The following is a 24223-nucleotide window of genomic DNA, read 5'->3' on the forward strand; positions in this document are numbered from 1 at the left end:
AAGTACTGGGGAATTAGTTATGTCCCAGCCTCTTTCTTTTTTTTAGAGCTTTGCCCCCCTCATAATTAAAACAATGCGTTCATCGAATGGATGGCTAAAGGATTGTAATTGCAGGCACCTTTTTATATAAGAAGCTGTCTATTTCTTCAACTTAAACTCTGATATTCTCCTGGCAAAGCTTATCTAAAAGTTCTTTTACGGAAGTTTCCTTATTTAGGGACCGAATGCCCTGGCCGGCCCATAATGACATTTGCTCCGGGTCATCCTCCAGAGCAGCTTGCTGTCGCATGGGCTTCGTGATTGTATTTTGATAAGGATAAGGGAGGACTCTTTGTTCATCAAGTTTCTTATCTTCCATCCAGTTATTCACAATGCCCCGGGCTTCTTTTCCCGAAAAAAGTTTGGTCAATCTTGTAGCGGTTTCCTTTTCTGCGAGTATTTTTTGTTTGTATGCAGGATGCGCATTGCTTTCGTGACAAGTCAAGAAAGCCGTCCCTACTTGTACACTCTTGGCACCCAATGTCAATGCTGCATTCACACCTCTATGGTCCGTGATTCCGCCAGCAGCAATGACTGGGATATTGATTGCATCTGCAGCCTGCGGAATCAAAGCCATTAAACCTATACCAGGATCGCCTTTCGTTTTTAAGAAGGCTCCCCGGTGCCCGCCAGCTTCACTACCTTGAAGCACAACAGCATCCATGCCGCATTCTTCCATCAAGATTGCTTCTTTGACCGATGAAGCTGTCCCGATCAAGCGGCAGCCAGCTTTTTTCAGCTCCTTGACAGCATCTTCAGGAGGAAGATCAAAAGTAAATGAACAATATTTGACCCCATTTTCCAGTATCAATTCAACTTTTGCATAAAAGTCATCCCATTCTTCCTGGATCCTTGTAAAAGGACTTGCTTTCTCACCTAGTGGAACATTCTGTTTCCATCGCAGTACATCTTCATCATGAGGAATTCCATTGTCGGATGGCACGAATAAATTAACCTGAAAAGAGCCCTCCGTCAGTTCAAACATTTCCTTGATCTGCTCTTCCAAGGTCCCGGGTGTAAGATATCCTGAAGCCAGGCTTCCTAATGCACCATAATTGGAAACAGCTGCTGCGAGACGCGGTTTGACAATGCCGCCAGCCATTGGCGCCTGAATGATAGGCTTTGTCAACGAGAACGCTTCCATGAAATCATTCATGCATAATCCCCTCCCATATAAGTTAAGAATTAAACTTCCCGAATTTCATTTTCAATTGAAACCGACAGCTTGACAATTCTTGTTTTGCCAAAAGAAATAGATGGGCTGGCATGTACTTGTTTTCATTATAACGCTTTTTCCTAGTTCGAGTGAAAGCTGTTCGGAACAATGTATATAGCAGTACGGAGGTGAAAGCCTCACCTAGATGGGCTTCCTGAACAGAGGCTGCATTTACAGCGGCCTCTCCATGTTAAATGTCGTTCGCAGCAGCTCGTAATATTCTTCTTCATCTATCTGTCGCTTCGAAGGGACGCCGTTTTGCCATTCTGTAAAGGAAGAAGGTGTCAGAACGTAAAGGCCTTCGTTGGTCCGTTTTGTGAGCAGCTTACCTTTGTTGAAAGGGGAATCGGGATGCGTCTCGATAATTTGCTGCATATGCTGCAGTTCTGCCAAATCGGTGATGGTATCGGCTGGTGAAAACCGATAACCTATGCGCCAATCCTCATCGCGATCCGCTAATTTCAGTTCCAGTATATAATTTTCCTCTGCACGCTCAATACGGAATTGTCCATTGGCAGTTTCCACGGCATTTCCTGCCAGTGGTACTGGGGATAAAGGTATATTCGCACCAAATCCAGCATCCACTATATATTTTTCGCCATCATGTTCCAGTAGTATCGTTGCATGGGTATTGCCTGTGATGCTCCAATCATTCCTTTTCTGGTCAAATATACAAGCAGACAGCAGCGTGACATCCCATCCGCCTTCTTTTAAATAATGATATAAAAGGGTGTTCAGTTCATAACAGACACCGCCTTCGCTTTGGATAAGTATTTTCTCCTGCAGTCCTTCTTTCGATAGATGACTTTGCCGCTGTTCGATGATCCGTAAGTTCTCAAACGGAATTTCCTGGGCAAATTTTTGCAGCAGGACCGGCAGCGTGCTGAATGAGGGGGCTTCATTCAGCTTGATGCGCCGCTGGAATAAGGTTTTGAATGTTTGCATTGTGATTCCTCCTGACTTAACCATTATAAATACTCCTATAATTAATTGCTTGCATCGTGTTTTTCCATCCTTTATAATGACCTGAGTGTAAATATGGGAAATAGTTTTCTAGGGTTCCGCAGCAGCTAGCTGGTCTGGTCCGAGAGAAAACGCACAGCATCGCTGTGACACGGAGGGACAAAAGCCTGGGAGATTGCTATCTCCCGGGCTTTTTTGATTGGAGGAATCAAGATGACAAAACAATGGCTCAGTGTCGTGCTGGCTGGTCTGATCGAAGTATTATGGGTCATCGGCTTAAAGCACGCAAATAATGCAATCGAATGGGCAGGGACGATCATTTGTATCCTGCTGAGCTTTTATTTGATGCTGCGGGCAAGCAAGCATATGCCTGTCGGTACGGTATATGCGGTATTCGTCGGCATCGGATCGACCGGAACGGTGATTGTGGATATGCTGTTCTTCGGTGAGCCGTTCAAGCTGGTCAAGGTATTATTGATTGCAGTTCTGCTGGCCGGTGTGATCGGGCTTAAGCTTGTGACCGGGAATAATCAGGAGGAGGGTGCCTGATGGCTTGGATTGTGCTGATTGTAGCTGGTTTGTTCGAAGTGCTGGGAGTCACGATGATCAATAAACTCAATGAGAAACCGAGTTTTGCGAATATAGCTTTGTTCATCCTCGGCTTTGCCGGGAGCTTCGGCTGTTTGTCCTACAGTATGTCCTACCTTCCGATGGGGACGGCTTATGCTATCTGGACCGGCATAGGAACTGCCGGAGGAGCAATCGTCGGAATGCTTTTCTTTCAGGAATCAAAGGATTGGAAGAGACTTGTTTGTATTGCGATGATACTTGCTTCGGCAGTAGGGTTGAAATTAATAGCTTAAGAGGAAAGGGGTGTGCGGATACACCTCTTTTTTGTATTTGAAATTGAATTTGCCAGCATATAATTTGATGAAAAAAATGTAAAATATCATTATTTGTCTTATTTCTCCATAAAACATCAAAATTCCAGTTTATAAGACTTTTATAATGGTTCGAAATCATTTCTTATTGCTGTATGGGGTTATAATCCTGGGCGGAATCAGGACTTAACGCTCAATTTCTGGTAATCATTTCATCCTCCGTTGACTTTGAATAGTGCTTTCTTTAGGATTTATTTGAGAAGGTACTGGGTATACATTTACTGGCAGTGCTACAACCTTCTGTAAAAAACTTAATTAGGAGCTGAGCAAATGGGACAAATTCGTATGACCCCGGAGCAGTTACAAGCCCATGCAAAAAAATATGGTAATAGTTCTTCACAGATCGATCACATTCTTTCTGAACTATCTGCATTGCAAGTGCAACTTCGTTCAGAGTGGGAAGGTAGAGCATTCGATCGCTTTGATGATCAATTCGTACAGCTGCAGCCAAAAGTCAAGGAGTTCTCACAGCTTATGCTTGATATCCAGCAGCAGCTTGAGAAAACAGCTCAGGCAGTACAAGAGCAAGACGAAGCACTATCACAAAACTTCGGATTCAGATAAGCATCCATCCGGCTGCTGTTTGACCGTCGCATTACACGACAGGGTGGGCTGCATGACGCATGCGTTATGTGGCCCGATTACTGTTCAAAAGAGCTAGGCAGTCACGCACGTAGGACGATATATTACGTAAACAGGAGACACCAGGAGTTGAGTGTATATTGAAGAAGTTCGATAAGAGATGGATATTATTTTTGGTACTGATCGTACTGCTGGCATCTGGATTGTCTTACTTAACTTTACATCAGGAAACGACCAAGACAGCTGAACAGCCCCAGACACAGAATATGTCAGTGGCACTTGTCAATGAAGACCAGGGAGCCACTTTGAATGGAACCGAACTGGCATTTGGGGATGCCTTTGTCAATTCTGTCAGTGAAAGTGATGACAATGAGTGGTTTGTCGTAAGTCGCGGAGTCGCGGAAAGCGGTTTGAAGAATAATACATACGATATGATGATCGTGATTCCTAACGACTTTTCGGAGAAATCGCTGAATATAACGGCGGAAGCACCGGAACAGGTCGTGCTGCAGTATAAGATCAATGCATCCGAGAATCCGCGTATGAAAGAACAGGCGGAGAAAACGGCAAGTGATATACTGAATGATTTTAATAGAAGGATCATCGATGTCTATTTCGCCAGCATCATAGGCAATCTGCAGAACGCGCAGGACAATATCGGTCAAATGGTCAACCGCCAAGCAGTATATACGAACGCTTATAACTCCGATATATTCCAGCCGTTGTCCGGATACACCGACCAATTCGGTATGGTAAGGGAAAATACCGAAGTATCCAAGGATAGTTTTACAAGCTTTGGGGAGTTATTGAATTCCTACGAGGAACAGCTTGCCGATGAAAGTCAATTGGGAGAAGACTTCGTCAGCAGCTTGGATGAAGTGATGAATATAAAGGAAGCAAATAATACGAATCTACTAAGCTTCCAGGATCAAATCAATCAATTCAGTCAGGGATTGACTGCAGGGGAAGTGGATCAGCGCCTGGATCAGCTGGTTTCAACGAATGAAGCAATCAACCGTCAGTTTGCTGCAGCCCAGCAAAATGCCGCCGATTCGATCATGCGCCAGCCGGCAACCCCTCTTAATACAACAAATATCTATTCTGGTTCCGTGTCCCTACAGCGACAGCTGCAGGATTCCTCTGAAAGAGTCGCTTCCCTTCAGCAGGATATTGATGCATATCTGACAGAAAGCAATGAAAAATTCCGGGCTAAAATCGAAGACAGAATCAGGAATACGATTGATAAAGAGTTGGCCGAAGACCAGAACTTGAACATCAACATGCTGTTCGAAGACCCCAATCAAGTCGCTCGGAACAGGATCAACCATGCAATCGGAAAACTGCCATCTTTGGAGATTGAGGACTTTCAGGATGTAGGATTACCGGAAAGTACTGTGGATGAGATCGGTAATGTCATTCGAATGACGAAAAAATATCAAAGTGATTTCAAGCCCGTGAATATTGATCGGGACCCCTCTCCGACGTTGAAAGATGAGTTTGAGAGATTGAATGAAAAACTGACCAAAGAAGGTGTCCAGGTAACGGATACTGTTCACATTCCTGAAAATAAAAAAGAAGGTCAGATTTTCCGTCTGGAAGTCCCGAAAGGCTTCTCTGTTGAATATTTGGGCATCCAGCTTCCTGGGGAAGAAGAACAAGGCTATACGGGATCCCTGGTGGACGGAGAAGTGAAACTGCCAGCAAACCGTGAAGGTGAATTCAAAGTCAGCCTTACATTGAAAAAGGATGAAGGAAGCTTTGATGTATATAAACCGATTGCGTGGAGCTGGACGTTAGAACAAAAGGATTTAGAAGATGTCGATAAACCAGATGAATTAGCTTATACACCTGCAGCAGGCAATCTGCTTGCAACCACACAAGTGAACAACGGCGATCAAGCACCTGAGGAAGGTAAAACGGAAGAAGAGCTTCCGGCAGAGGAAACACCATCAGACGGCGGGGGAACTTCGCCTGGGGGTGGAACTGAGCCGGATGAAAATGCAGAAACGCCAACTGATCCCCCGGCAGATGATCAAGAAGATAATCAGGGGGGGAATGATACGGAAAACCCTGATGATACGATGGAACCAGGCACGCCTGATGATTCCGCCGACCAGCCGGATGATGATAAGCCGGAAGAAGAAGAACCGGGTGAAGAAGAAAAACCTGAAGAGCCAGAGAAGCTTTATATCAAAGACCATACCATCCGGCACGAAATCAGTACGCCGGTGGAGGACTTGGATGATACGACAGAGACATTGATCCATACAGTGACCAATACCATTTCTGCCTATCAGGAACTAGGCTCGCAATATGAGAGCTACTTTGGCTTTGGTCTGCACAGTCTGCCTGATGATTTTGGTTCTGGCAACCTGAGGGATCTAGCTGACAAAGACTCCCTGTATTACCTGTTCAACAAAAAAGACATCAAGGACTTGCTCGCAGACTACATGACAAGCCAAATCACCGGCAGCGTAACGGAACAGCTTCGCACACCTGCAGAAGCATTCCGTCAGCAGGTTGGTAATTACCAAACAAAAGTACAGCAGGCCATTGCAGATGCTGATACACTGACCAGCCAGGTTGCCGCTGCAACGGAGCAAGCGGCTGTCTTGAATGAGAATGTGAGCCAGACATTGGAGGATGTCGCTGCTTGGCGTGAACAAGCACTTGGACTGCTGGCGGAGCAGGAAGAGATTCAGACAAATGCACAAGGTGAACAGGAAGCCGTGCTTACTTTGGGCAGCGAATTCCAGCCGCTGCTGACTTCGAGTCAGACGTTAGCCCAGCAAGCGCAAAGCAACACGGACACGGCTGATCAAGTCTATGAGACCTTCGAGAATATCGATACACAAGCAAGGGAAATCGAGCAGAGCGGCACTGACATAGTGAGTGATGCAGAACAGCTTGCTTCCAATCTGACAGACAAATTGTCCAATGATCAGGACTTCGCCGAGAACTTCACCGAAGTGCTGGCAAACAGCCGGGTTGGCGACAGGCAGAATGAGAATCTCTATGACTTCCTTTCCAATCCTGTTCAAACAAGCAATGAGGGTACGATTGCAGCGCAAGGTAAAACAATTTTCACACCTTACTATCTAGTGCTGATCAGTTTCATCGTCGTCCTCTTTACGTCTTATGTCATCTCAACCTTGCATATGAGACGCAAGCAAGACGACCAATTCGCAGCAGATACATCACTGATGATACAAAATGCCCCGATCACTGTCATCACAGCAGGTATCGGATTGCTGGAAGGTATCGTCATCGGGATCGTTTCGAGCTACTATTTGCCGATTGACGATCTGAATAAGCTGCAATTGACTGCTGTCATGGCCCTGCTCATCATGGCGATGCTGTTGGTGGCGACGTACTTGCTGCGGCAGGTGAAGATGATCGGTATGTTCATCCTGCTTGCGATTTTCAGTCTGTATCTGTTCTTTACAGATGCAATCGGGACAGCAAGCACAGCGTTCCCGACAATCGAGAAGTTTTCTCCTCTGCAGTACATGGAAACATTCATGCTTCGTATTGTAGAAGGCTCGGTCAACTACGTCGTTGCGATCTTTGTATTGGTAATCGCAGCTGCGGCAGGGGCCCTGGCCAACCTATTGGTGCTCAGCCAATCGGAAAAAGGAGTAGATAATGCCGATGACGACCAAACGGAAGTGGGTTGATTTGGCGTTCATATTCACCATCTTTCTGCTGATGCTTCTGCCTATCGAAGCATCAGCAGAAACTCATTCTGGTGAAGAGGAAAGTGAACGCGGTGGCCTTCAATTGCAAATCGACCGTATCCAAAAAGAAGATGTGAAAACAGATTTGAAGGAAACAGAAAAGGAAAAAGTGTTCCCGGGATTGTTCAATGGCGAAACGACAGATGAAATCCGGCAAAAAGCTGAAACGAAAAGGGAACAAGCAGAAGCTTTGCAGGATAGAGTCTTTACACTTGAACTCCATCAAAAATCCCCTTTGGAAGAAGTGCAGAAAACATTGTTCACTGCAGATTATGTCTCTGAAGCAGCGAACGGTCAAAATGAAGCAGATGAGCCTGAAAAGGATTCGGGAAATGGTGTATTAGTATTCCTGATCGGAATTGCACTTGCATTATGTATCGGCTTATATATGCTGATGCGAAAACTATTGGATTAGGAGAAGGACGATGGTCAATACGAAACATATCAATGTCACGATGGACTTTCAGCATATCTTCGGGGAAGGTTCTGTGTATGATTTGCGCATTCCCACTCAGCTGACGGTGAAGCAGCTGCTCCATCATGTGATGGATACATTGCATTTGGATCAAAGTGATACTTATTCGACGATTAAAATCATAACCAAGCACCTTGTCCTGGCGGATGATGACTACCTAAGAGACTATCCGGTGACAGATGGCGATATACTTGTAGTCTTGTAATCTATCAAGCCGTCTGTGCTAATTGTGAAGGAGCCAGCAAAACATGAATGAGAAAAAAATGGAATTGGATAATATTACATATACGCTGAAGCAGGAAAAGCAAGCAGTCCATATAACGCTTCCAGTATCACAAACCTCGGTGAAGGATATCCGGCAGCTGCACTTGATGCAACAGCCTTCCGACCTGTTTGCACCTATGGAGATACAGGAACAGGAGGATACTTTTGAATTCATCTATACCATCCATCCCGATCGTAAAAAGTGGTCCGACATCCAGAAGCTGCGCCAAAATGATAAGCTGCGCGTTTTGAGCAATATTGGCAAGCTGGAGCAATTCCTATCAAGTCGGATCACTTTTTTCCTTCATCCTGACAATCTCGTATTTGATGAGAACTTGATGCCGCAGGTGATCCATCGCGGTGTCCGTCATATCGCACCCCCATTCGATATGCAGTCAGAGACATTCCTTAAACAATATAAATGCATGTGCATCGCCATGTTTTCCAAGAAGTACACATTCGATCAGCTTTATCATGGCTCCCTGGAGAATGCGAATGAGTCCGATTTTGAGAAGGGCATCCAAAAGCTTGAATCGATCGAAGCATTGAGGCGCTTCCTTCTGGAAAATTACACAAAGGAACAGAATAAAACAGATAAGACGATGAGCTTTGTACCGGCGAAACGGTTCCGATTGTATAAGCGTTTGTCGATCATCATGATCACCCTCAGTGTTTTGCTTGCTGTCCCGCTCGTGTACTTTGCCCTGATCAAGGAACCATTCCAGGATAAGCAATTGGATGCCCATGGGGAGTTCCTGGCAGACAACTATAACAAAGTCATTTCGACATTGGCAGAAGAGGATCCGGAAAAGCTTCCGAGCCAGACAAAATATGCACTGGCGTATTCCTATATCCAGGTGGAAGCATTATCGGATGAGGAAAAAGAATCGATATTGAAGAATGTCACACTGAAAAGTGACCAGGATTACTTGCTTTATTGGATCTACAATGGACGTGGTGAATTGGATACTTCTTTGGATAAAGCCAAATATCTTGATGATCCGCAGCTGATCATTTACGGATTGATCAAGAAAATCGAACAAGTGAAAAACAATCCTGACCTTTCCGGGACGGATCGGGACAGTCAAGTGGAGGAGCTTCAAAATCAGCTGGATCAGTTGGTGGAGGAATATGATTTAGATCCTTTAGGTGAGGAATCCGATCAAGAATCAGCTTCAGGAGAACAGCAGAACGCAAAAGAAGAAAAAAATGACCAAGAAGAGAAATGATGTCTATCAGCGATGGATGGAGTGCACAGAGAGGAAGAAGGAAAGATGGCGCATAAAATACTGCTTGTAGCTTATAAAGATAAACTGCATAAATGCCATTTGCCGGAACGATCAGCTCAAAGGCTGACCATTGGGAGCAAGCGCAAAGATCAGGTGACTGTAAGCGGGCTGACAGCGGAATCAGTACTGGAATGGGATGGCCGGAGATTAACCTATGAGCAGGAAGAGATTCGCACTGCAAAGCAAATAGGGGAACTGCATCTTCATTTGCTTGACGCTGACAAAGCCAACGTGTTTGATATTGCCGGCCAGCAAACGATCACATTTGGCGCGGCTGCCTATGATGATATACGCAAAGCGGATTGGAATGCTGATTTCGTCCTTTTGCGGGATGAAGGAGAATCCGATTTCCGTTTGGATGTACGAAGCGGGAATGTCTACCATAACTATCAGCTCCTGAAAGATGACGCAGCGGTCGAGGACGGAGATATTTTATTTGCTGATGGTGTCTTGCTGACAGTATATGGAGATGCGATTGAAATCCTATCCGATGGGAAGATGGAAGCGTCATTCATGGAACTGATCGGCCAGGAGAAACCCTACGCAGGGGAGTATCCGGACTATCATCGTTCACCGCGTATCATTTACCGGGAACCGGAAGAGAAACGGACGATTGCAAAACCAGCCAGCAAACCAAGTAAACCGAGTGAGCAATTGGCGAGGAATATCGTACCGCCGCTTGTCATGATTGCGGCTTTGGTTGCAATTTCCCTGATTCAGCCGCGAGGGATTTTCATTATCGTAATGGTGCTCGCCACAATTGTGACGGTTATATTTTCGATCACGTCTTATGTGAAGAATGTACGGAAATACAAAGCGGATATGAAGCATAGGGAAGAAACGTACAAAAAATACCTGAAGCGTAAAACGAAGGAACTTTATCATGCGAGTGAGGAACAGAGACATGCGCTGCATTACCATTACCCTGATGTACAGAGGATATCGGAAATGGCAGCTGCCACGGAAGCGCGAATCTATGAAAAGACAATCTATCATCATGATTTCCTGAATTTCCGGACGGGATTGGGACGTGTGGACACCAGCTTCGAGATTTCATTCAACGAAGAGGAATTCACCCAGGATCAGGATGACTTGATGGATGAAGCGAGGCATTTGCTCGAGCAGTTCAAGGAATTGCATGATGTCCCGGTCGTCACTTCTTTAATGAAGGGACCTGTCGGATATATAGGACAGCGCAGGCTCGTGCTGGAACAGCTTCAGCTATTGGTCATGCAACTAGCATTATTCCACAGCTATCATGATCTGCAGTTCGTGACGATTTTCCCGGAAGAAGAGAAGGAAGAATGGGATTGGATGCGCTGGCTGCCGCATGCAAGTGTGCGTGATATCAACGTCCGCGGCTTCATCTATCATGAACGTTCGCGTGATCAGGTACTTCACAGCCTCTATCAAGTGCTGAAAGAGCGGAAGCTGCAGGTCGATGAAAAAAGCAATTCCAATGAGAAGATTTATTTCTCCCCTCATTACGTCGTGCTGATCACCGATGAGAAACTGATACTGGATCATACCATCATGGAATTCTTCAATGAAGATCCGAGCCAATATGGTGTATCGCTCGTCTTCGTCCAGGATGTCATGCGTGCATTGCCGGAGCATGTGAAGACTGTCATCGATATCCGTGACAGCAGCGACGGAAAGATCATCCTGGAAGAAGGGGAGCTCGTCAATAAAGCATTCCAGCCGGATCATTTCCCGAAGGATTTCGATAAAGAAACTGTTTCCCGGGCATTGGCACCGCTGAATCATTTGCAAAACCTGAAGAACTCCATCCCGGAACAAGTGACCTTCCTGGAAATGTACGGAGTGGAAAAAGTCGAAGAGCTGGCAATCCAAGCTCGCTGGCGCTCCAATGAGACATATAAGACACTCGCCGTGCCGCTTGGACTGCGGGGGAAAGAGGATATTGTCCAGCTTAACCTCCATGAGAAAGCGCATGGACCGCACGGATTGGTGGCGGGTACGACGGGATCCGGTAAATCGGAAATCATCCAATCCTATATTCTCTCGCTTGCGGTAAACTTCCATCCATATGAGGTGGCCTTCCTCCTGATCGATTATAAGGGCGGAGGTATGGCGAATCTGTTCCGCAGGCTTCCACATTTGATGGGGACGATCACCAACTTGGATCGTGCTCAATCAAAGCGGGCCTTGGCTTCCATTAAAGCGGAGCTGCAGAAACGGCAGCGTTTGTTCGGGGAGCATGATGTAAATCATATCAACCAATATCAGAAGCTGTTCAAGCAAGGAAAAGTGGAAGAACCAATGCCGCATTTATTCCTGATTTCGGATGAGTTCGCCGAATTGAAATCAGAGCAGCCTGATTTTATGAAGGAGCTTGTATCGACGGCTCGGATCGGCCGTTCATTGGGAATTCATTTGATCCTGGCAACACAGAAACCAAGCGGGGTTGTGGATGATCAAATCTGGTCTAACTCCAAATTCAAATTGGCATTGAAGGTGCAGAATGCCAGCGATTCGAATGAAATCATCAAAACACCTGATGCAGCGGAAATCACCCTGCCAGGCCGGGCGTATCTGCAAGTCGGGAACAATGAAATCTATGAATTGTTCCAAAGCGCATGGAGCGGCGCGGATTATGTACCGGACAAAAACAATGAAGATCATGTGGATCTTACTATTTACAGTATCAATGATTTAGGACAATACGATATTCTGACGGAAGATTTAAGCGGACTCGAGCAGAAGGAGTCCATCGAGAAGATACCATCAGAGCTTGACGCAATCATTGACCATATCGCCGATTACACGGAGGAGCAGCAGATCGAACCATTGGCACGTCCATGGCTGCCGCCCCTGCCGGAGAAGATTTATGGACCGGAACTGCATCCAGTGGCATTCCGGGATGCATGGAAAGAACCGAAAAAGCCTCTTGAGCCAATGATCGGCCTGCTCGACCAGCCGGAATTGCAGCAGCAAATCCCACTGACTTTGAACTTATCGAAGGACGGTCATATCGCCGTATTCTCAAGCCCAGGCTACGGCAAGTCCACGTTCCTGCAGACTGTCGTCATCGATTTGGTAAAGCAGCATAATCCAGAGCATTTGCATGTATACCTGCTTGATTTTGGCACGAACGGTCTGCTTCCATTGAAAAACCTGCCGCATGTGGCAGATACCTTCCTTATCGACCAGGTGGAAAAGGTGGGGAAACTAACCCGCATGCTTGCAGATGTCATGAGGCAGCGTAAACAAAAGCTTAGTCAATTTGGCGTAGCCAACATAGAGCTGTTCGAAAAAGCAAGCGGCGAAACAGTACCGAATATTTGCCTTGTGATCGATAACTATGAATCTGTCAGGGACAGTGATTTCAATGATGATTTCGAAAAAGTCATCACGCAGATTGCTCGTGAAGGTGCCAGCATCGGGATCCATCTGATCATCAGTGCCGGCCGTCAGAGTGCAATGCGAATGCCGCTGCTGTCCAATATCAAGACCCAAATCGCGCTGTACTTGATTGATTCCAACGAAGCAAGATCGATTGTCGGCCGGACCGACATCGAAATCGAAGAGATACCAGGGCGGGGCCTTATGAAAATCGAGGATCCGGCACTATTCCAGACAATGCTGCCTGAACACGGTCAGGAAGTATTGGAAATCCTCGATCGGATCCAAGATTTGGCCAATGATATGAATGAAGCGTGGGATGGTGATTATCCGGATGCCATCCCGATGATGCCAGAAGGCGTCGTCGACTTCCAGCAGTTCAAGGAGCAGCGCCGTACGAAACGGATCGTGGAAGAAAAGAAAGTACCGCTTGGACTGGATTTCGAGGAAGTATTGCCTGTTGCCTACAATCCGGCCCTATATGATCATTTGACTGTCATCAGCGATCGAAAGGACAGACTGGATCGCATGATCAACTCGGTGGCAAAGAATATGACCTTATTGAAAGATGTCTATCAAACCATGCTGATCGATACGGAGGATCAGGATTTTGCTGGTATCGGAAAAGATATGCATGCATACGTTTCCGACAGCATTGGAGTCGCCACGATAAAAAATGAAATCATCCACGAAATCAAGCAGCGCAACGCAGAAGGTATCACGGAACCTATGTGGCTTGTCCAGGTTGCGGATCTGCAGGACTTCACCGAACGTGCCGGACTCACACTCGAAGAAGCGACACTCATGATGGAACGGGGAGCCAAAGCCGGCATCTACTTCATTATTTGCAGTGTCTACAATTATCTTGGCACCAGCTACGAACAAGTACCGAAGTATCTGCGCAGCCAGGCCATCTTTGGCCTTGTCGGCATGCGCCTTGGCGATCAGGACCTCTTCAAGCAGCCATTCATCCGCCAGGAGAAATATCCTGAACCGTATGAATGCTATGTCGCGATGGATCACCAGCATGTGAAGGTGAAAATTCCGGAATAGGAGGAGCTTATCCTTGAGTAAGAATCTGAGCATTTTGCAATCACGTAAGCAATCCTTGCTAAATGGAATCAGTGATGCAAGAAGCCAAGCCAACAGATGGGGCGATAAAATTAATCGCCTCCAGGAGGCTTCTAACCTTCTTCAGGCAGATATTACTACACTCGAAGCAGATAAAAATAAAATTGACACGCACGAAATTGATAAAAAGCGCTGGAAGGGGAAAGAGGAAACTCGATTCTCTGACGCTTATGCAGAATACCAAGAACAAATACAGCTCTTTGTAAAAAAAACGAAGCAAGCAAAAGAAGCGATTGATGATGAAATAGTCCGCTGCGAAGCGAACCGTGCTAACTGTCTGGCAAGTGCAGAGAAGCTGTCTGTATCTTTGAGCAGTTTAGAAGGTCGGATAAAGCTGGAAATGAAGAAGGAGTGAGTTTATGGGGAAAGAAGTAGCAATTAATATGGAAGTTTTCGAGACCAATGTCAGCAGTCTGAAAGCTTCGGCGGAAGCATTGCTTTTTAGCCAGCATAAAAGTTATATCCTTGAAAAAACAAATATTTCCCCTTTTACGAAAGATCTAGAACAAATGGTCAAAGCTATTGAACTTTTGGATAAATATAAGACATTACTTGCCCAGGATATCCAAACATTGAAAGAGGTAGGAGAAACAATACGGGACACTGACGAGCAGCTAGGAAAGAAATGATACAACCGTCCGCTGAATAAATTGTTCAGGGAGGATTGATTAATGGGAAATAAAGTGGACATGCGTGAGGTTAGCCGCTTTTCCGAGGACTTAGCCAATATTTCAAGTAATATTACAGAGGTTCTGGAGCGAATAAATTCAGATATCGACAAAATTACAAAGATGGATTCCTTTAGGGGGAGAACAGCTGCTAATGCAAAAAGTTATTTTACCAATGTACATGGACTGACTATAAAATTGTTTCAGGATTTATGGGAAGAATTAGAGGTGAATCTAACCAATCATATAGAGACTTTTGCTACTGTCGTGGATACAGATAAAGCTGCTATCATTGAGAATGATTATCTGGTAGAAACTTGTCAAGAAGTAGACACTCAACATGCTAAACTGGAAACAAGTGAATCTTCCATCCATAAAACAATTGACGGAATTCTGGATATTTGTAATGTGGATAAACCACAGCTTAAGGAAGCGACCACCCAGAAAGAAAAGTCGGAAGAGGTTGTAAAGACTATAAATGATAACCTGGAAAGTTATCATTCCTCAAACTATGGAGACATCGATAATTTAGCTAAAGTGATCGATCAAATAGGTAACGCAATGACGGAGGCGGGGAAGAAATCCGGGACTGATCGTTTTGAAACTGGCGCTGATTCATCATTAGCTAATGTCATGGCTGCTCTAAACAAGGCAACCACAAATATTACCTATATCAAGGATGCTGTATCTGGATATACAACCAATAAGCCTGTAATGCAGGCGGCAAAAGATTTAGGATTAACAGTATCGCGATCAGTTGATAAAACTACGGGCAAACCAATTTACCGTATCTATGCTTCAGAAGAAGCTTTAAAAAAGCTAGGGGTAGAACCGGATTATCATGCGAGGCAGCAACTGAAACATAAAAAGTCCGGTATAGCAAAAAAGCACTGGAGTTATGACACGAGAGTAAAGTATAAACAGAAAGCAACGTTAATGTATTATGATAAAAAAACAGGTAAGCATATATGGTCTACTACAGGTAAGCCTGTGGTGGAGAAATATCCATCGCTTAATGGTTGGAAAAAGAAAGCATCCTTCGGAGAAAAATTTGAATCCTTTAAACAAGACTGGAGTAATGGATTTAAAGGCGGGATAAAAGATACTTTTAATGTAAAATCATTAGTGAGTGATTTGGATGATACTGCTAAAGGTATGTCAAAGACAGCCGGAAAAGCAATAGCACCTCTGGGAGTCGGTCTTGGTTACTACAGTAATTATAATGATGCTAAGAAAGATGGTCTAAAAGGAACCGAGGCGCATGTAAGAGCTGCAGAAGATACTGCTATAGACACTGCCATAAGTACTGGTGTTCAAGCTGCATTTACAGCTGCAGGTACTGCGTTTATCCCAATTCCAGGTGTCGGGACTGCGATAGGGGTAGGTCTTGGAGTTGTAGCAAACTGGGCTATTAGCAAGGAATGGAAAAAAGGAAAATCTCTAACCGGGATGGTTAAGGATGGTTTTCATAAATTTAAAGGGTGGTTTAAGTAGCAGGAGGTAAGTAAATATGGGAAGACGAAATTTAGAGGAGATGGACTTCTGGGCTCTAAGAAATTCACTTGAAACACGTCAAAGTATATCATCTCTTGGAGCCGTACTGATTGTCTCAATCTTTCTTAATGCTATATTATTTTTGCTTGTGTACGTCGTAGTATTCGAATACTCTATCTATCCAAATAAAGAGGACATTTACAAGGCGCATCTATACATAACAATTGTATTAAGTCTTTTTGGGTTGGTTTTTGGATTGCCGTTCTTCTATAAACGTTACGAAAAGATTCAATATTTCATTTCTATAATTGTTTCTCAAAATTTGTTTGGGGCTTTTCCGCTTTTATTTGCGTTGTTTGCATTTGGGAATGTATACGGGATTTCACAAAATAATTTACTTATGATAACTAGATTGGCTTTGTTTGCTGGAGGGTTAGTTTTTGTAGTAACTAGCGTTCGTTTATTTCTACTTCTAAAGCGAGGAGAATACAGAGCTGATAGCCGTAAAGACAAAGTGAGAAAGAAGTGGGAAGATTTCGTCAGAGGTCATTTACCTGTCTTTATAGCTATAGGTGTTGGTGCAGTATTTATAATTCAATACTTATTCAGGATTATTCCTATAGCGAATTTCGATATCTTCATTATGGGGACGCTCTGTATCCTTATCTATATGACAATGCTATTTGTACTGCCAGAGCAGCTGGTAATTTTATATTGTAAGATTCGTTATGAAAGCTTTAATCACAATCGTAAAGGGAATTTAAAACCATTCGGATTTAAAACCCCAAAAAAGAAGAAAAAGAAGGCATATAAGATTAGGTAAGAAAATTAGGGGGACATTCATGTGACTATTGAAGCGAAACAACTCTATTTTTCAAATGTATTAATATATAAAAATACCATGTTGCGTGAAGACTGGCAAGAAGGCGTTGTGATAATGGAGAACTTTACCTTGAACGAAGATATCTATCGGAATGGTCCAGTTTTCTTTTCAGTTAAACCAGTGGAAAATGAACCTAAGTTTGGCTTGTTCGAATATTTTCTCCCAATTAATGAATGGGTGGAACTAGAGGAACATCCGAATTTTAGATTTGAGCCGGAATTTAAAGTGGAAGAGGCATTAGTCTTACGCCAGGCTTCAGAAGAATTAGATTTTCAAACTGCATACACCAAAGTTAAGGATTATGCAATTTCAGCAGGTATAGAATTGGAAGACACATATTATTGCTTTTTACTAGAAGTATATGAGGACATTATCATTGATGTCTATGTACCTATAAAGCGGGGCGATTCCAATTGATATCGAATCACAAGGTTGCCTATCGTAATGTAGCTTCTAAATATTATGCTTTCCATCCTGATGAAATCGATAAAGCTATTGACGATTTTAGAATGATATTGGAAGGAAGCGGGCTGCATTTGTCTGGTAACATGTTTTTCTCTATTATTAGTGATCCTCAGAGCGAAATTATGACAGCAGAGATTTTCTTAACAGTTAAAGAAGATACAATAAAAGGTCTAGTCGATCCAAAAGAAGATGTTAGATTTCGCAGTTATTTCACTTTAAGCCCAATGGTAATGACGAGAATAATGGAGAATTTCAATTATGAATCTCAAAAGAGATATTGGGATTTGATCGGCTATTTACAAGTGAATCGGTTAGAGCAGGATACACCAGTATTTATTGAATACAAGACAAGTATGTCTGGCGTTACTTATGTGGAGATGAGTGTTGGTTACAGAACACATATAGGAAAGGGAATTTAGTTAAATACAGTCATAAATATTGCAGTTTGAGAGACTGGTTTGGCAATACGCTGAAGCACTTGATTATAGCTTGCGATGGGAAGATGGTAGCAACTACTGATAGTTGCTGTGGTTTCATAGTATAACGCAGTATGTATGTAATTATAAGAGCGGTTGTCTGATGATTAATGCGACTGGAATAACGTAGGTTTTGTGTAAAAAGACATTGCTCAATTATTCGATCAGTTGAAAAAAGCACCTGCCTGATAGCAAAGTGAGGAGTGAGTAAAAGTGTTGGAATGGCTCTTCGGTACAGAAAATGAGCGTAAACGGGATGAATATCTCAAGCTATACAATAAGCTGGAGGACTTAAAGGCAGAGCACGACAAGCTGATAAAAGAAGCAGAGTCCTCCTTCTCCTCCTATAAAAGCAGTATGCCTTGTGTGGCGGAGGATGCGATGCCGTTCAATGATTTTCTTCCAGCGCAGGAACGGCTGGATGCAAAGTTCTCGGATTATATCGATAAGGAGATGGATTATCGGAGCAAGCTGGTGAGTGCCAGCAATCAGGCGTACGATCGCTATTTGTATTACAAGCGCAAAGCGATCGAAGAAGCAAAGGAGGATTGAGCGATGGCAGAGGATGTAGTGATCGATCAGGAGGGATGGAGCTCCGCCAAAGATGCTGCGGCTAAGCTCAAGGAATCATTGGATAATACGTATGCCAAGAGCGAGGAACTGCTGGCGCTGGTGCAGGGTTCGAACTGGAAGGGAAAATCACGTGACAGTTTCCTGGCCTATTTGGAGCTGCTCATCCAATATCATGCGGATTTGAAGGATGCAGCCAACCTGCAGAAGAAAGCGCTGGATAATCTGGAAGATTATAAGGCTGACTTTTCCAATCATAAATCGGTCAGGGAAGTGAAAAGTCTATGAGCCAGCAGGAAAATGACAGTTTTCATGTGACGGAATTATATTTGCTTGCCGCGGCTTTTGACGCAGAAGCCTTATTCGGTTTGCCTGATAAGAAAATCTATCAGCTTCAAGGAGAAGAGCCTTGGTCCAAAGCGCATGAACAGCTCATCCAAAAAGGAATCTTCACAGAGGAAGGCAAGCTGACAAAAGATGGTGCCGTCATCATCAAAACCTTGTATCAATACTTTTTCAGTCAGAAGTATGTACGAATCAATAATTTGATGTTTGCCTTCCGGGAAAAAGAAGCGGATGAGGTAATCATTCTGGCGGAGACGGAAGAAGGGACTTCCTATAGACTATATGTCATGGCAAAACCGCTCGTGCTGAAGCTTCTCGGTGAGAGGATGCCTCTTATGAATCGGGAGCCGCTTGAAGGAGAAAAGAACTTCCTGCAAAGAGAGCTGCTGCCTGAAGAGAAGGAAGCAGTCAATCAATTGAAAGCAGGCAGTGACATGGTCAATATCGAGCTGTTCCATCCGCGGGTGAAACCGCAGATCGCCCGTAATCCAAACTATTATCAGCAATGGCTTGTACTCACTTATGCTGGCAAACTGATCATGATTGATACGTATCAGAAGCAATACTACCAAGCGAGCCAATATTGGTTCTTGAAGCTTTTATTCGATGCTCTCGACTTTCCGTATCGACAGAAGGAGGTAAGGTGATTGCATACTTCACAAGGCAGTTCCGCAAGCAGTATCATGATCGATCCGACGGAGATCACAAACATATACAAGACGCTGCTTGCCATCATGACGGAATTGGAATCGAATGCTCTCCCGGCTATCGAAAAAATCAAAGATACGAATTTCTACAAAGCGGGGAAAGCCATGGAAGCCATGGAAGCCTATCCGGACGCCAATGAGAAATTCATGGAATTACAGGATCACTATGCTCGTATTTCCACATTGGTTATCCATACACTCGAGAAGATGATTGAAACCGACGAAGCAATCGCGGCAAAAATCATCGAAGCATTGGAGGTATAGCGATTGGATGTAAATTATCGAAGTAAGCAATGGGAGAATACGAGAGAAAGTATCCGAAGCTTCATTGAATTGGGTGCCTGGGGAAAAGGCGGCATCGATACGATGAAGGATGTCACCAAGAATTTGGAGAAGGCCAGTGACGCTGTAGATAAGTATGACCCCGATGGTGTCGTTTCCTTCTCGTATACAAGCGACAAAGATAAGTACCAGCGGCTCTATGAGGACTATCTTGTGCTGGAGAAATTCAGCGCAGACGTTGGGACCATCGTCGAAGACACGATCGATCAGCCTTTTTATGAAGATATCGATGAATTTGTCCAAACGGTCCGGGATGCCTCCATTTCCAACTATACAACCAAAAATCACATCGGCGCGGTCGAGGTGAAAAGCATGCCATATGGATATGGGGCATATTCGACTTATGAAACGGAGAAAACGGAAATCTCCATCGATGATATTCTTAGCGGAGATAATTATTACGCCGATCAGATCAAAGCTGAATTTGAAAAGTGGAAGGTCGAAAATCCAGATGAGGATATCAGCGAAGAAGACTATCGGACAGCTGCGGTCAACACGCGGGCATTCGAATATGAATCGATTGAAGACGACCAGTTCACGAAGGAATTCTGGATTAATATGGCCGCTCTCGTCGTCACTGTCGCTGTCACCGTAGTATGTCCTCCAGCCGGTGCCGTATTGGGAGCTGCCTATGCCAGTGTGGAATTGGGCAGTGCCATCTCCGGAAAGGACTGGGCATCCGGCCGGGAGCTTGACACATCTGAACGAGTGACACGCGGTATACTGGCACCATTGGATATCATCCCGGTGAACCGGGCAGTGACAAGCTTCAGCGGAAGCGCCCGAACAGGCAGTAAACTGCTGGGCAAAGCCGACGCTATAACACTGAATACAGGCAATCCAGGCACCCAAGGAATGAAAAACCTTGCAGATGATTTAAAACAGTTGAAAACTTCTTCAGAGACGAATAAGCTGGATGTAAGAGTGAAAAGTGATAACGTTGAAGAAACCGGTAAAGTCATTGAATTCCCTATCCAGGATACAACCAAGGTAGATACATCCGCTTCAAAAAACATCGGAGCTTCAGGAAATAATGTAGTAAATCTACAGGAAGTAGCGGAACAAAAAGCAAAAGAACGTATCCGCAATAGCCAATTGGCAGCCCGGGAGCAAGACAAAGTCCTGGAACTGCAAAAGGCAGCCGGAGCAGAGAATCTATCATTCAGCCACGGTAATATCGCCGGCAGCGTAAGTCCCATCATGATGAGAAATAGCGTAACAACCGTCAACAGCGTAGGGCCAGTGAAAGGATCTGCGGATGCAGGGCAGGTAAGCGGTGGCAATGTAGGGAGAGTGCATCCTGGAGGGACGAAGACTTCTGGGGTGGATGGAAGTGCTGTTAAGGGTACGGGTAATGTAAGAGGTTTAGATGATGTACCTAGAATAAAAGAAATTGAAGTTAATTTTAAAAGAAATGTTAAACATGATTCCGAAGAGTTTGCAAGACAATTGAAAGATCAAGAAAAAGGTATGAATGAACTTACAGTTGATGAGTATCTGAAAAATAGAGACAGATATATTGCTGAAGGTAGAGCAATAGAAGGAAATGCAGCTCAAAAAATGGCTAGACAAGAAGCACTTAAAGATAAAATTGCTGAACTGCGAAAACAAGGACTTTCCAGAGCAGAGGCGACAAAGCAAGCTTCAGAATGGCTGGAAACAAAAGCAGCACTTCATAATCCAGATCAAATAGCTGGAGGAAGAACAGACATTATTGGAGGTATGGGGGATAAAAGAGTAAATTCCTCGATAGGTTCACAATGGAAATATAGAATTGATGTTGTTGATGAGCAAATTAGGGAAATGGCGAAGAATATGTCATCTGAGCAGCTAAAGAATACTTATTTAAATGTGAAATTAACTCAATAATTAAAGGAGGGTATGTTAATTGGAAACTATATTTAGCGATTTTATAAAACATGAAACAGTTGATGATGATATTATTTTAAAATATAAGGATAAACTACCTGAAGAATTAATAGAAACATGGAAAAAATATGGTTTTGGTACTTTCGTAAATGACTTTTTAAAAGTTATTAATCCAGACGATTATTTAGATATTTTAGAGAGAAGTTATCTAAGGTATGAGCAGGCCATTCCTATTTTTACAACCGCAATGGGTGATATTATAGTATGGGAAAAAGATAAGTATGTAAATTTATTAAACTTTAGGAAAGGATATGTTAATGTTGTTTCATCCGGATTTGATTTCTTTTTTGATGACTTAAAAGATAATGATTTTATGAACGATGAATTAATGTGGCAGCCTTATCCTGAAGCGATTAGTAAATACAGTGCCCCTAACTATGATGAGTGTTTTGGATACACCCCTCTATTAGGTTTAGGTGGCGCGGAAAAAGTTGAGAACCTAAAGAAAGTAAAATTGAAGGAACATATTCTTATTATTACTGAATTTATGGGACCAGTGCAGTAATGTTCAAGACTATGTTAACTAAAAGCACTTGATTGCCTTATTAGGCAACAAGTGCTTTTATTTTTTGTTAGAAATTTAAACTTTGTATGACATTGATGATGCTTAATTGAAATTCATAACTCATAAAGATTGTACCATCATGAAGCATTGTTTTAACACTTTGAGGAACGGAATAAGAACGAGAAATAGGCGAGATGACATTTCACATGGCAGAGATAGTTATGATATGGAATTGCTGACAAACTAATAACGAGATTGACAAAGCTCGTGGCGATAAACAATAAGGTAACATGAAAGAGAGTTCTTATATTGCTTGTGCTTATAAATTTTGGGTTGTATTTTTCCTAGAGACGGTCTTATAATACTCGCTATTCGCTAAAAAGCGTTACGAAAATTAAAATTTATGTAACGGGAGGGTGAAAACTTGAACGTTATTGGGTATATACGAGTTTGAACACAAGGACAAGCAAAAGATGGATATAGCCTTGAAATATCAAGAAGATGAAATTAAAACGTACTGTAAGAAACAAGGCTGGAACTTGATACACATTCAATGGCTAAATGGAGTTATTAGACCAATATCAACGGCTTGTAATTGCCCTTAAATTAACGAAGAGAAGAAACAAGAAGCAAAGGAAGGTGGCTATGCAGGAGGAAGGGCACCTTTTGGTTACACGAAGCAAAAGGGTAATAAAGAATTAAAAATACATAACCAACATGCAGAAGTAGTGAAACGTTTATTTCAACTGAAGCAAGATAATAGAGATTGGTCACTTTCTAGGTTAGCAGAAGCCTTAAGTGAGGAAGGTTATCGAACCACGTATGGCAAACTATAAGAGTTTTAAGAAAAAAGATTTTATTTTGCGGGAATGCTCTAGACAAATAAAGTACCTTCAAGATTGAAAAAGAACCATTTTTACTGAAATAAGATCTGGAGGTGTTTTTTCTATGGGGATAAGAGTGAGTTATCCGTTAGAAATGAAACAGAAAAGGGTTGAGACGCATTAATGGCATTGTTCTAAAATGAGGAAGGTTATCTGGCAACATGAGTGAAAGATTTACGAAAATAACCATATGAAAAGCACCCCCAATTTTAGCTAAAGTCTGATAGGGGTGCAGTTTCATACATGCTCCTTTCACAATGGATTAATCAATTCCTCCCTATTATTCCTCGGTGAATTCACCAGCGTTGATACTGGATATGCTGTCAATTCCTCTGTATAAGGCTCCAGCAATGACTGCAATTTGTCTGGGTCATGTTCATGCCGGTCAAGCCACATGCCTTGAGCGTTGGCTGGCAGGATGACTGGCATGCGGTGATGGATCTGCTGCATGAAGCTATTGGCTTTGGTTGTGATGATGGTGCAGGTGAAGACATTGCTGCCATCCTCATCCTGCCATTTTTCCCAAAGGCCGGCGAATGCAAAGGGAGTTTTGTCTTTACGCTGGATGCGCATGGGCTGTTTTTTGCCGTCTTCGGTTTTCCATTCATAGAAGCTGTCAGCTGGTATTAGACAACGCTGGTGCTGGAAGGCTTTTTTGAAGCTGCGTTTTTCCAACAGTGTTTCGGCTCTGGCGTTGATCATTTTGCTGCCGATTTTCTTGTCGGGTGCCCATGGCGGAATCAGTCCCCAGCGCAGGCTTCCCAGCCGTCGATTCTTTCCGTCGTGGATGATGGCGGCAATCTGCTGGGTAGGTGCGATATTATAGCTGGGCTCTAGCGCTTCCATTTCAGAGACTGCGTCATATGTACGCAGGAGCTCTTCCCAGGGAGTGAGCAAGGTGAATCTGCCGCACATGGTCATCTCTCCTTTTTTTCATCCAGTATAACCCTTC

At 43.7% G+C, this 24223-nt stretch carries 23 protein-coding genes, 1 pseudogene and 1 riboswitch; of the genes and pseudogenes, 20 read left to right on the forward strand and 4 right to left on the reverse strand.

Annotated elements, in window-relative coordinates; translation table 11 throughout:
* Window positions 1-151 precede the first annotated feature (151 nt).
* The 3 genes and pseudogenes from CHH53_RS02195 to CHH53_RS17850 form a co-directional block, all read right to left on the reverse strand.
* Window positions 152-1195 carry a nitronate monooxygenase gene (locus CHH53_RS02195; RefSeq protein WP_095214497.1) on the reverse strand — a complete coding sequence of 348 codons (1044 nt, stop codon included), beginning with the start codon at window positions 1193-1195 and terminating at the stop codon, window positions 152-154.
* A gap of 231 nt (window positions 1196-1426) precedes the next feature.
* Window positions 1427-2200 (reverse strand): arylamine N-acetyltransferase family protein, encoded by a 774-nt coding sequence (locus CHH53_RS02200; protein ID WP_158221453.1) that lies wholly within the window; start codon window positions 2198-2200, stop codon window positions 1427-1429.
* A gap of 16 nt (window positions 2201-2216) precedes the next feature.
* A pseudogene (locus CHH53_RS17850) lies at window positions 2217-2318 on the reverse strand (hypothetical protein); the annotation flags it as partial.
* Window positions 2298-2394, forward strand: a riboswitch (guanidine-I (ykkC/yxkD leader). (Overlaps the previous pseudogene by 21 nt.)
* 37 nt (window positions 2395-2431) lie before the next feature.
* On the opposite strand from CHH53_RS17850, the gene CHH53_RS02205 reads away from it, so the two are divergent.
* The 20 genes from CHH53_RS02205 (at window position 2432) to CHH53_RS02300 (ending at window position 22387) form a co-directional block, all read left to right on the forward strand.
* Window positions 2432-2767 carry a DMT family transporter gene (locus CHH53_RS02205; RefSeq protein WP_095214499.1) on the forward strand — a complete coding sequence of 112 codons (336 nt, stop codon included), beginning with the start codon at window positions 2432-2434 and terminating at the stop codon, window positions 2765-2767.
* Window positions 2767-3081, forward strand: coding sequence for a DMT family transporter (locus CHH53_RS02210; protein ID WP_095214500.1), 315 nt, complete (start codon window positions 2767-2769; stop codon window positions 3079-3081). The genes CHH53_RS02205 and CHH53_RS02210 overlap by 1 nt, the downstream gene beginning before the upstream one ends.
* A 348-nt stretch (window positions 3082-3429) precedes the next feature.
* Window positions 3430-3723: a WXG100 family type VII secretion target gene (locus CHH53_RS02215; protein ID WP_095214501.1), complete on the forward strand. Its 294-nt coding sequence runs from the start codon at window positions 3430-3432 to the stop codon at window positions 3721-3723.
* A gap of 158 nt (window positions 3724-3881) precedes the next feature.
* Window positions 3882-7418, forward strand: coding sequence for a type VII secretion protein EsaA (gene esaA, locus CHH53_RS02220; RefSeq protein WP_095214502.1), 3537 nt, complete (start codon window positions 3882-3884; stop codon window positions 7416-7418).
* Window positions 7393-7893: a type VII secretion protein EssA gene (gene essA, locus CHH53_RS02225; RefSeq protein WP_158221454.1), complete on the forward strand. Its 501-nt coding sequence runs from the start codon at window positions 7393-7395 to the stop codon at window positions 7891-7893. The genes esaA and essA overlap by 26 nt, the downstream gene beginning before the upstream one ends.
* Window positions 7894-7903: 10 nt before the next feature.
* Complete coding sequence (locus CHH53_RS02230) at window positions 7904-8158, forward strand: EsaB/YukD family protein (protein WP_095214504.1); 255 nt, start codon at window positions 7904-7906, stop codon at window positions 8156-8158.
* A gap of 43 nt (window positions 8159-8201) precedes the next feature.
* Complete coding sequence (essB, locus tag CHH53_RS02235; RefSeq protein WP_095214505.1) at window positions 8202-9446, forward strand: type VII secretion protein EssB; 1245 nt, start codon at window positions 8202-8204, stop codon at window positions 9444-9446.
* A gap of 45 nt (window positions 9447-9491) precedes the next feature.
* Window positions 9492-13925, forward strand: coding sequence for a type VII secretion protein EssC (gene essC / locus CHH53_RS02240; RefSeq protein ID WP_095214506.1), 4434 nt, complete (start codon window positions 9492-9494; stop codon window positions 13923-13925).
* A gap of 13 nt (window positions 13926-13938) precedes the next feature.
* A complete protein-coding gene (locus tag CHH53_RS02245; RefSeq protein WP_095214507.1) occupies window positions 13939-14358 on the forward strand; it encodes a YwqH-like family protein in 420 nt (139 codons plus the stop codon).
* Between the two features lie 4 nt (window positions 14359-14362).
* On the forward strand, window positions 14363-14632 hold the full coding sequence (locus CHH53_RS02250) for a TIGR04197 family type VII secretion effector (protein ID WP_095214508.1): 270 nt from the start codon (window positions 14363-14365) through the stop codon (window positions 14630-14632).
* 42 nt (window positions 14633-14674) lie between these two features.
* On the forward strand, window positions 14675-16165 hold the full coding sequence (locus tag CHH53_RS02255) for a T7SS effector LXG polymorphic toxin (RefSeq protein ID WP_095214509.1): 1491 nt from the start codon (window positions 14675-14677) through the stop codon (window positions 16163-16165).
* Window positions 16166-16181: 16 nt separating this feature from the next.
* A complete protein-coding gene (locus CHH53_RS02260) occupies window positions 16182-16988 on the forward strand; it encodes a hypothetical protein (RefSeq protein WP_095214510.1) in 807 nt (268 codons plus the stop codon).
* A gap of 21 nt (window positions 16989-17009) precedes the next feature.
* Entirely contained in the window at window positions 17010-17465 is a 456-nt protein-coding gene (locus CHH53_RS02265; RefSeq protein WP_095214511.1) for a DUF5085 family protein, read from the forward strand.
* Complete coding sequence (locus CHH53_RS02270) at window positions 17462-17932, forward strand: DUF5085 family protein (RefSeq protein ID WP_095214512.1); 471 nt, start codon at window positions 17462-17464, stop codon at window positions 17930-17932. Before CHH53_RS02265 ends, CHH53_RS02270 begins: the two co-directional genes overlap by 4 nt.
* 270 nt (window positions 17933-18202) lie before the next feature.
* Window positions 18203-18541 (forward strand): chorismate synthase, encoded by a 339-nt coding sequence (locus CHH53_RS02275; protein ID WP_095214513.1) that lies wholly within the window; start codon window positions 18203-18205, stop codon window positions 18539-18541.
* 3 nt (window positions 18542-18544) lie between these two features.
* Window positions 18545-18847: a hypothetical protein gene (locus CHH53_RS02280; protein WP_095214514.1), complete on the forward strand. Its 303-nt coding sequence runs from the start codon at window positions 18545-18547 to the stop codon at window positions 18845-18847.
* On the forward strand, window positions 18844-19551 hold the full coding sequence (locus CHH53_RS02285; protein WP_095214515.1) for a DUF5081 family protein: 708 nt from the start codon (window positions 18844-18846) through the stop codon (window positions 19549-19551). The genes CHH53_RS02280 and CHH53_RS02285 overlap by 4 nt, the downstream gene beginning before the upstream one ends.
* Complete coding sequence (locus CHH53_RS02290) at window positions 19552-19875, forward strand: hypothetical protein (protein WP_095214516.1); 324 nt, start codon at window positions 19552-19554, stop codon at window positions 19873-19875.
* A gap of 3 nt (window positions 19876-19878) precedes the next feature.
* Entirely contained in the window at window positions 19879-21822 is a 1944-nt protein-coding gene (locus CHH53_RS17565) for a polymorphic toxin type 15 domain-containing protein (RefSeq protein ID WP_233134788.1), read from the forward strand.
* 19 nt (window positions 21823-21841) lie between these two features.
* Window positions 21842-22387: a T6SS immunity protein Tdi1 domain-containing protein gene (locus CHH53_RS02300; RefSeq protein ID WP_095214517.1), complete on the forward strand. Its 546-nt coding sequence runs from the start codon at window positions 21842-21844 to the stop codon at window positions 22385-22387.
* A 1136-nt stretch (window positions 22388-23523) separates the two neighbouring features.
* Here CHH53_RS02300 and CHH53_RS02310 read toward each other — a convergent pair.
* Window positions 23524-24186 (reverse strand): SOS response-associated peptidase, encoded by a 663-nt coding sequence (locus CHH53_RS02310; protein WP_095214518.1) that lies wholly within the window; start codon window positions 24184-24186, stop codon window positions 23524-23526.
* Window positions 24187-24223 lie beyond the last annotated feature (37 nt).

The organism is Terribacillus sp. 7520-G (genome assembly GCF_002271665.1).
In the GTDB taxonomy this organism is placed as follows: domain Bacteria; phylum Bacillota; class Bacilli; order Bacillales; family Amphibacillaceae; genus Terribacillus.

What these genes read in the sequence shown, in the direction of transcription:
- CHH53_RS02195 (WP_095214497.1), bottom strand. Translation starts at nt 1,195, where the DNA reads ATGAATGATTTCATGGAAGCGTTCTCGTTGACAAAGCCTATCATTCAG.
- CHH53_RS02200 (WP_158221453.1), bottom strand. Translation starts at nt 2,200, where the DNA reads ATGCAAACATTCAAAACCTTATTCCAGCGGCGCATCAAGCTGAATGAA.
- CHH53_RS02205 (WP_095214499.1), top strand. Translation starts at nt 2,432, where the DNA reads ATGACAAAACAATGGCTCAGTGTCGTGCTGGCTGGTCTGATCGAAGTA.
- CHH53_RS02210 (WP_095214500.1), top strand. Translation starts at nt 2,767, where the DNA reads ATGGCTTGGATTGTGCTGATTGTAGCTGGTTTGTTCGAAGTGCTGGGA.
- CHH53_RS02215 (WP_095214501.1), top strand. Translation starts at nt 3,430, where the DNA reads ATGGGACAAATTCGTATGACCCCGGAGCAGTTACAAGCCCATGCAAAA.
- essA (WP_158221454.1), top strand. Translation starts at nt 7,393, where the DNA reads ATGACGACCAAACGGAAGTGGGTTGATTTGGCGTTCATATTCACCATC.
- CHH53_RS02230 (WP_095214504.1), top strand. Translation starts at nt 7,904, where the DNA reads ATGGTCAATACGAAACATATCAATGTCACGATGGACTTTCAGCATATC.
- essB (WP_095214505.1), top strand. Translation starts at nt 8,202, where the DNA reads ATGAATGAGAAAAAAATGGAATTGGATAATATTACATATACGCTGAAG.
- essC (WP_095214506.1), top strand. Translation starts at nt 9,492, where the DNA reads ATGGCGCATAAAATACTGCTTGTAGCTTATAAAGATAAACTGCATAAA.
- CHH53_RS02250 (WP_095214508.1), top strand. Translation starts at nt 14,363, where the DNA reads ATGGGGAAAGAAGTAGCAATTAATATGGAAGTTTTCGAGACCAATGTC.
- CHH53_RS02255 (WP_095214509.1), top strand. Translation starts at nt 14,675, where the DNA reads ATGGGAAATAAAGTGGACATGCGTGAGGTTAGCCGCTTTTCCGAGGAC.
- CHH53_RS02260 (WP_095214510.1), top strand. Translation starts at nt 16,182, where the DNA reads ATGGGAAGACGAAATTTAGAGGAGATGGACTTCTGGGCTCTAAGAAAT.
- CHH53_RS02280 (WP_095214514.1), top strand. Translation starts at nt 18,545, where the DNA reads ATGGCAGAGGATGTAGTGATCGATCAGGAGGGATGGAGCTCCGCCAAA.
- CHH53_RS02285 (WP_095214515.1), top strand. Translation starts at nt 18,844, where the DNA reads ATGAGCCAGCAGGAAAATGACAGTTTTCATGTGACGGAATTATATTTG.
- CHH53_RS02310 (WP_095214518.1), bottom strand. Translation starts at nt 24,186, where the DNA reads ATGTGCGGCAGATTCACCTTGCTCACTCCCTGGGAAGAGCTCCTGCGT.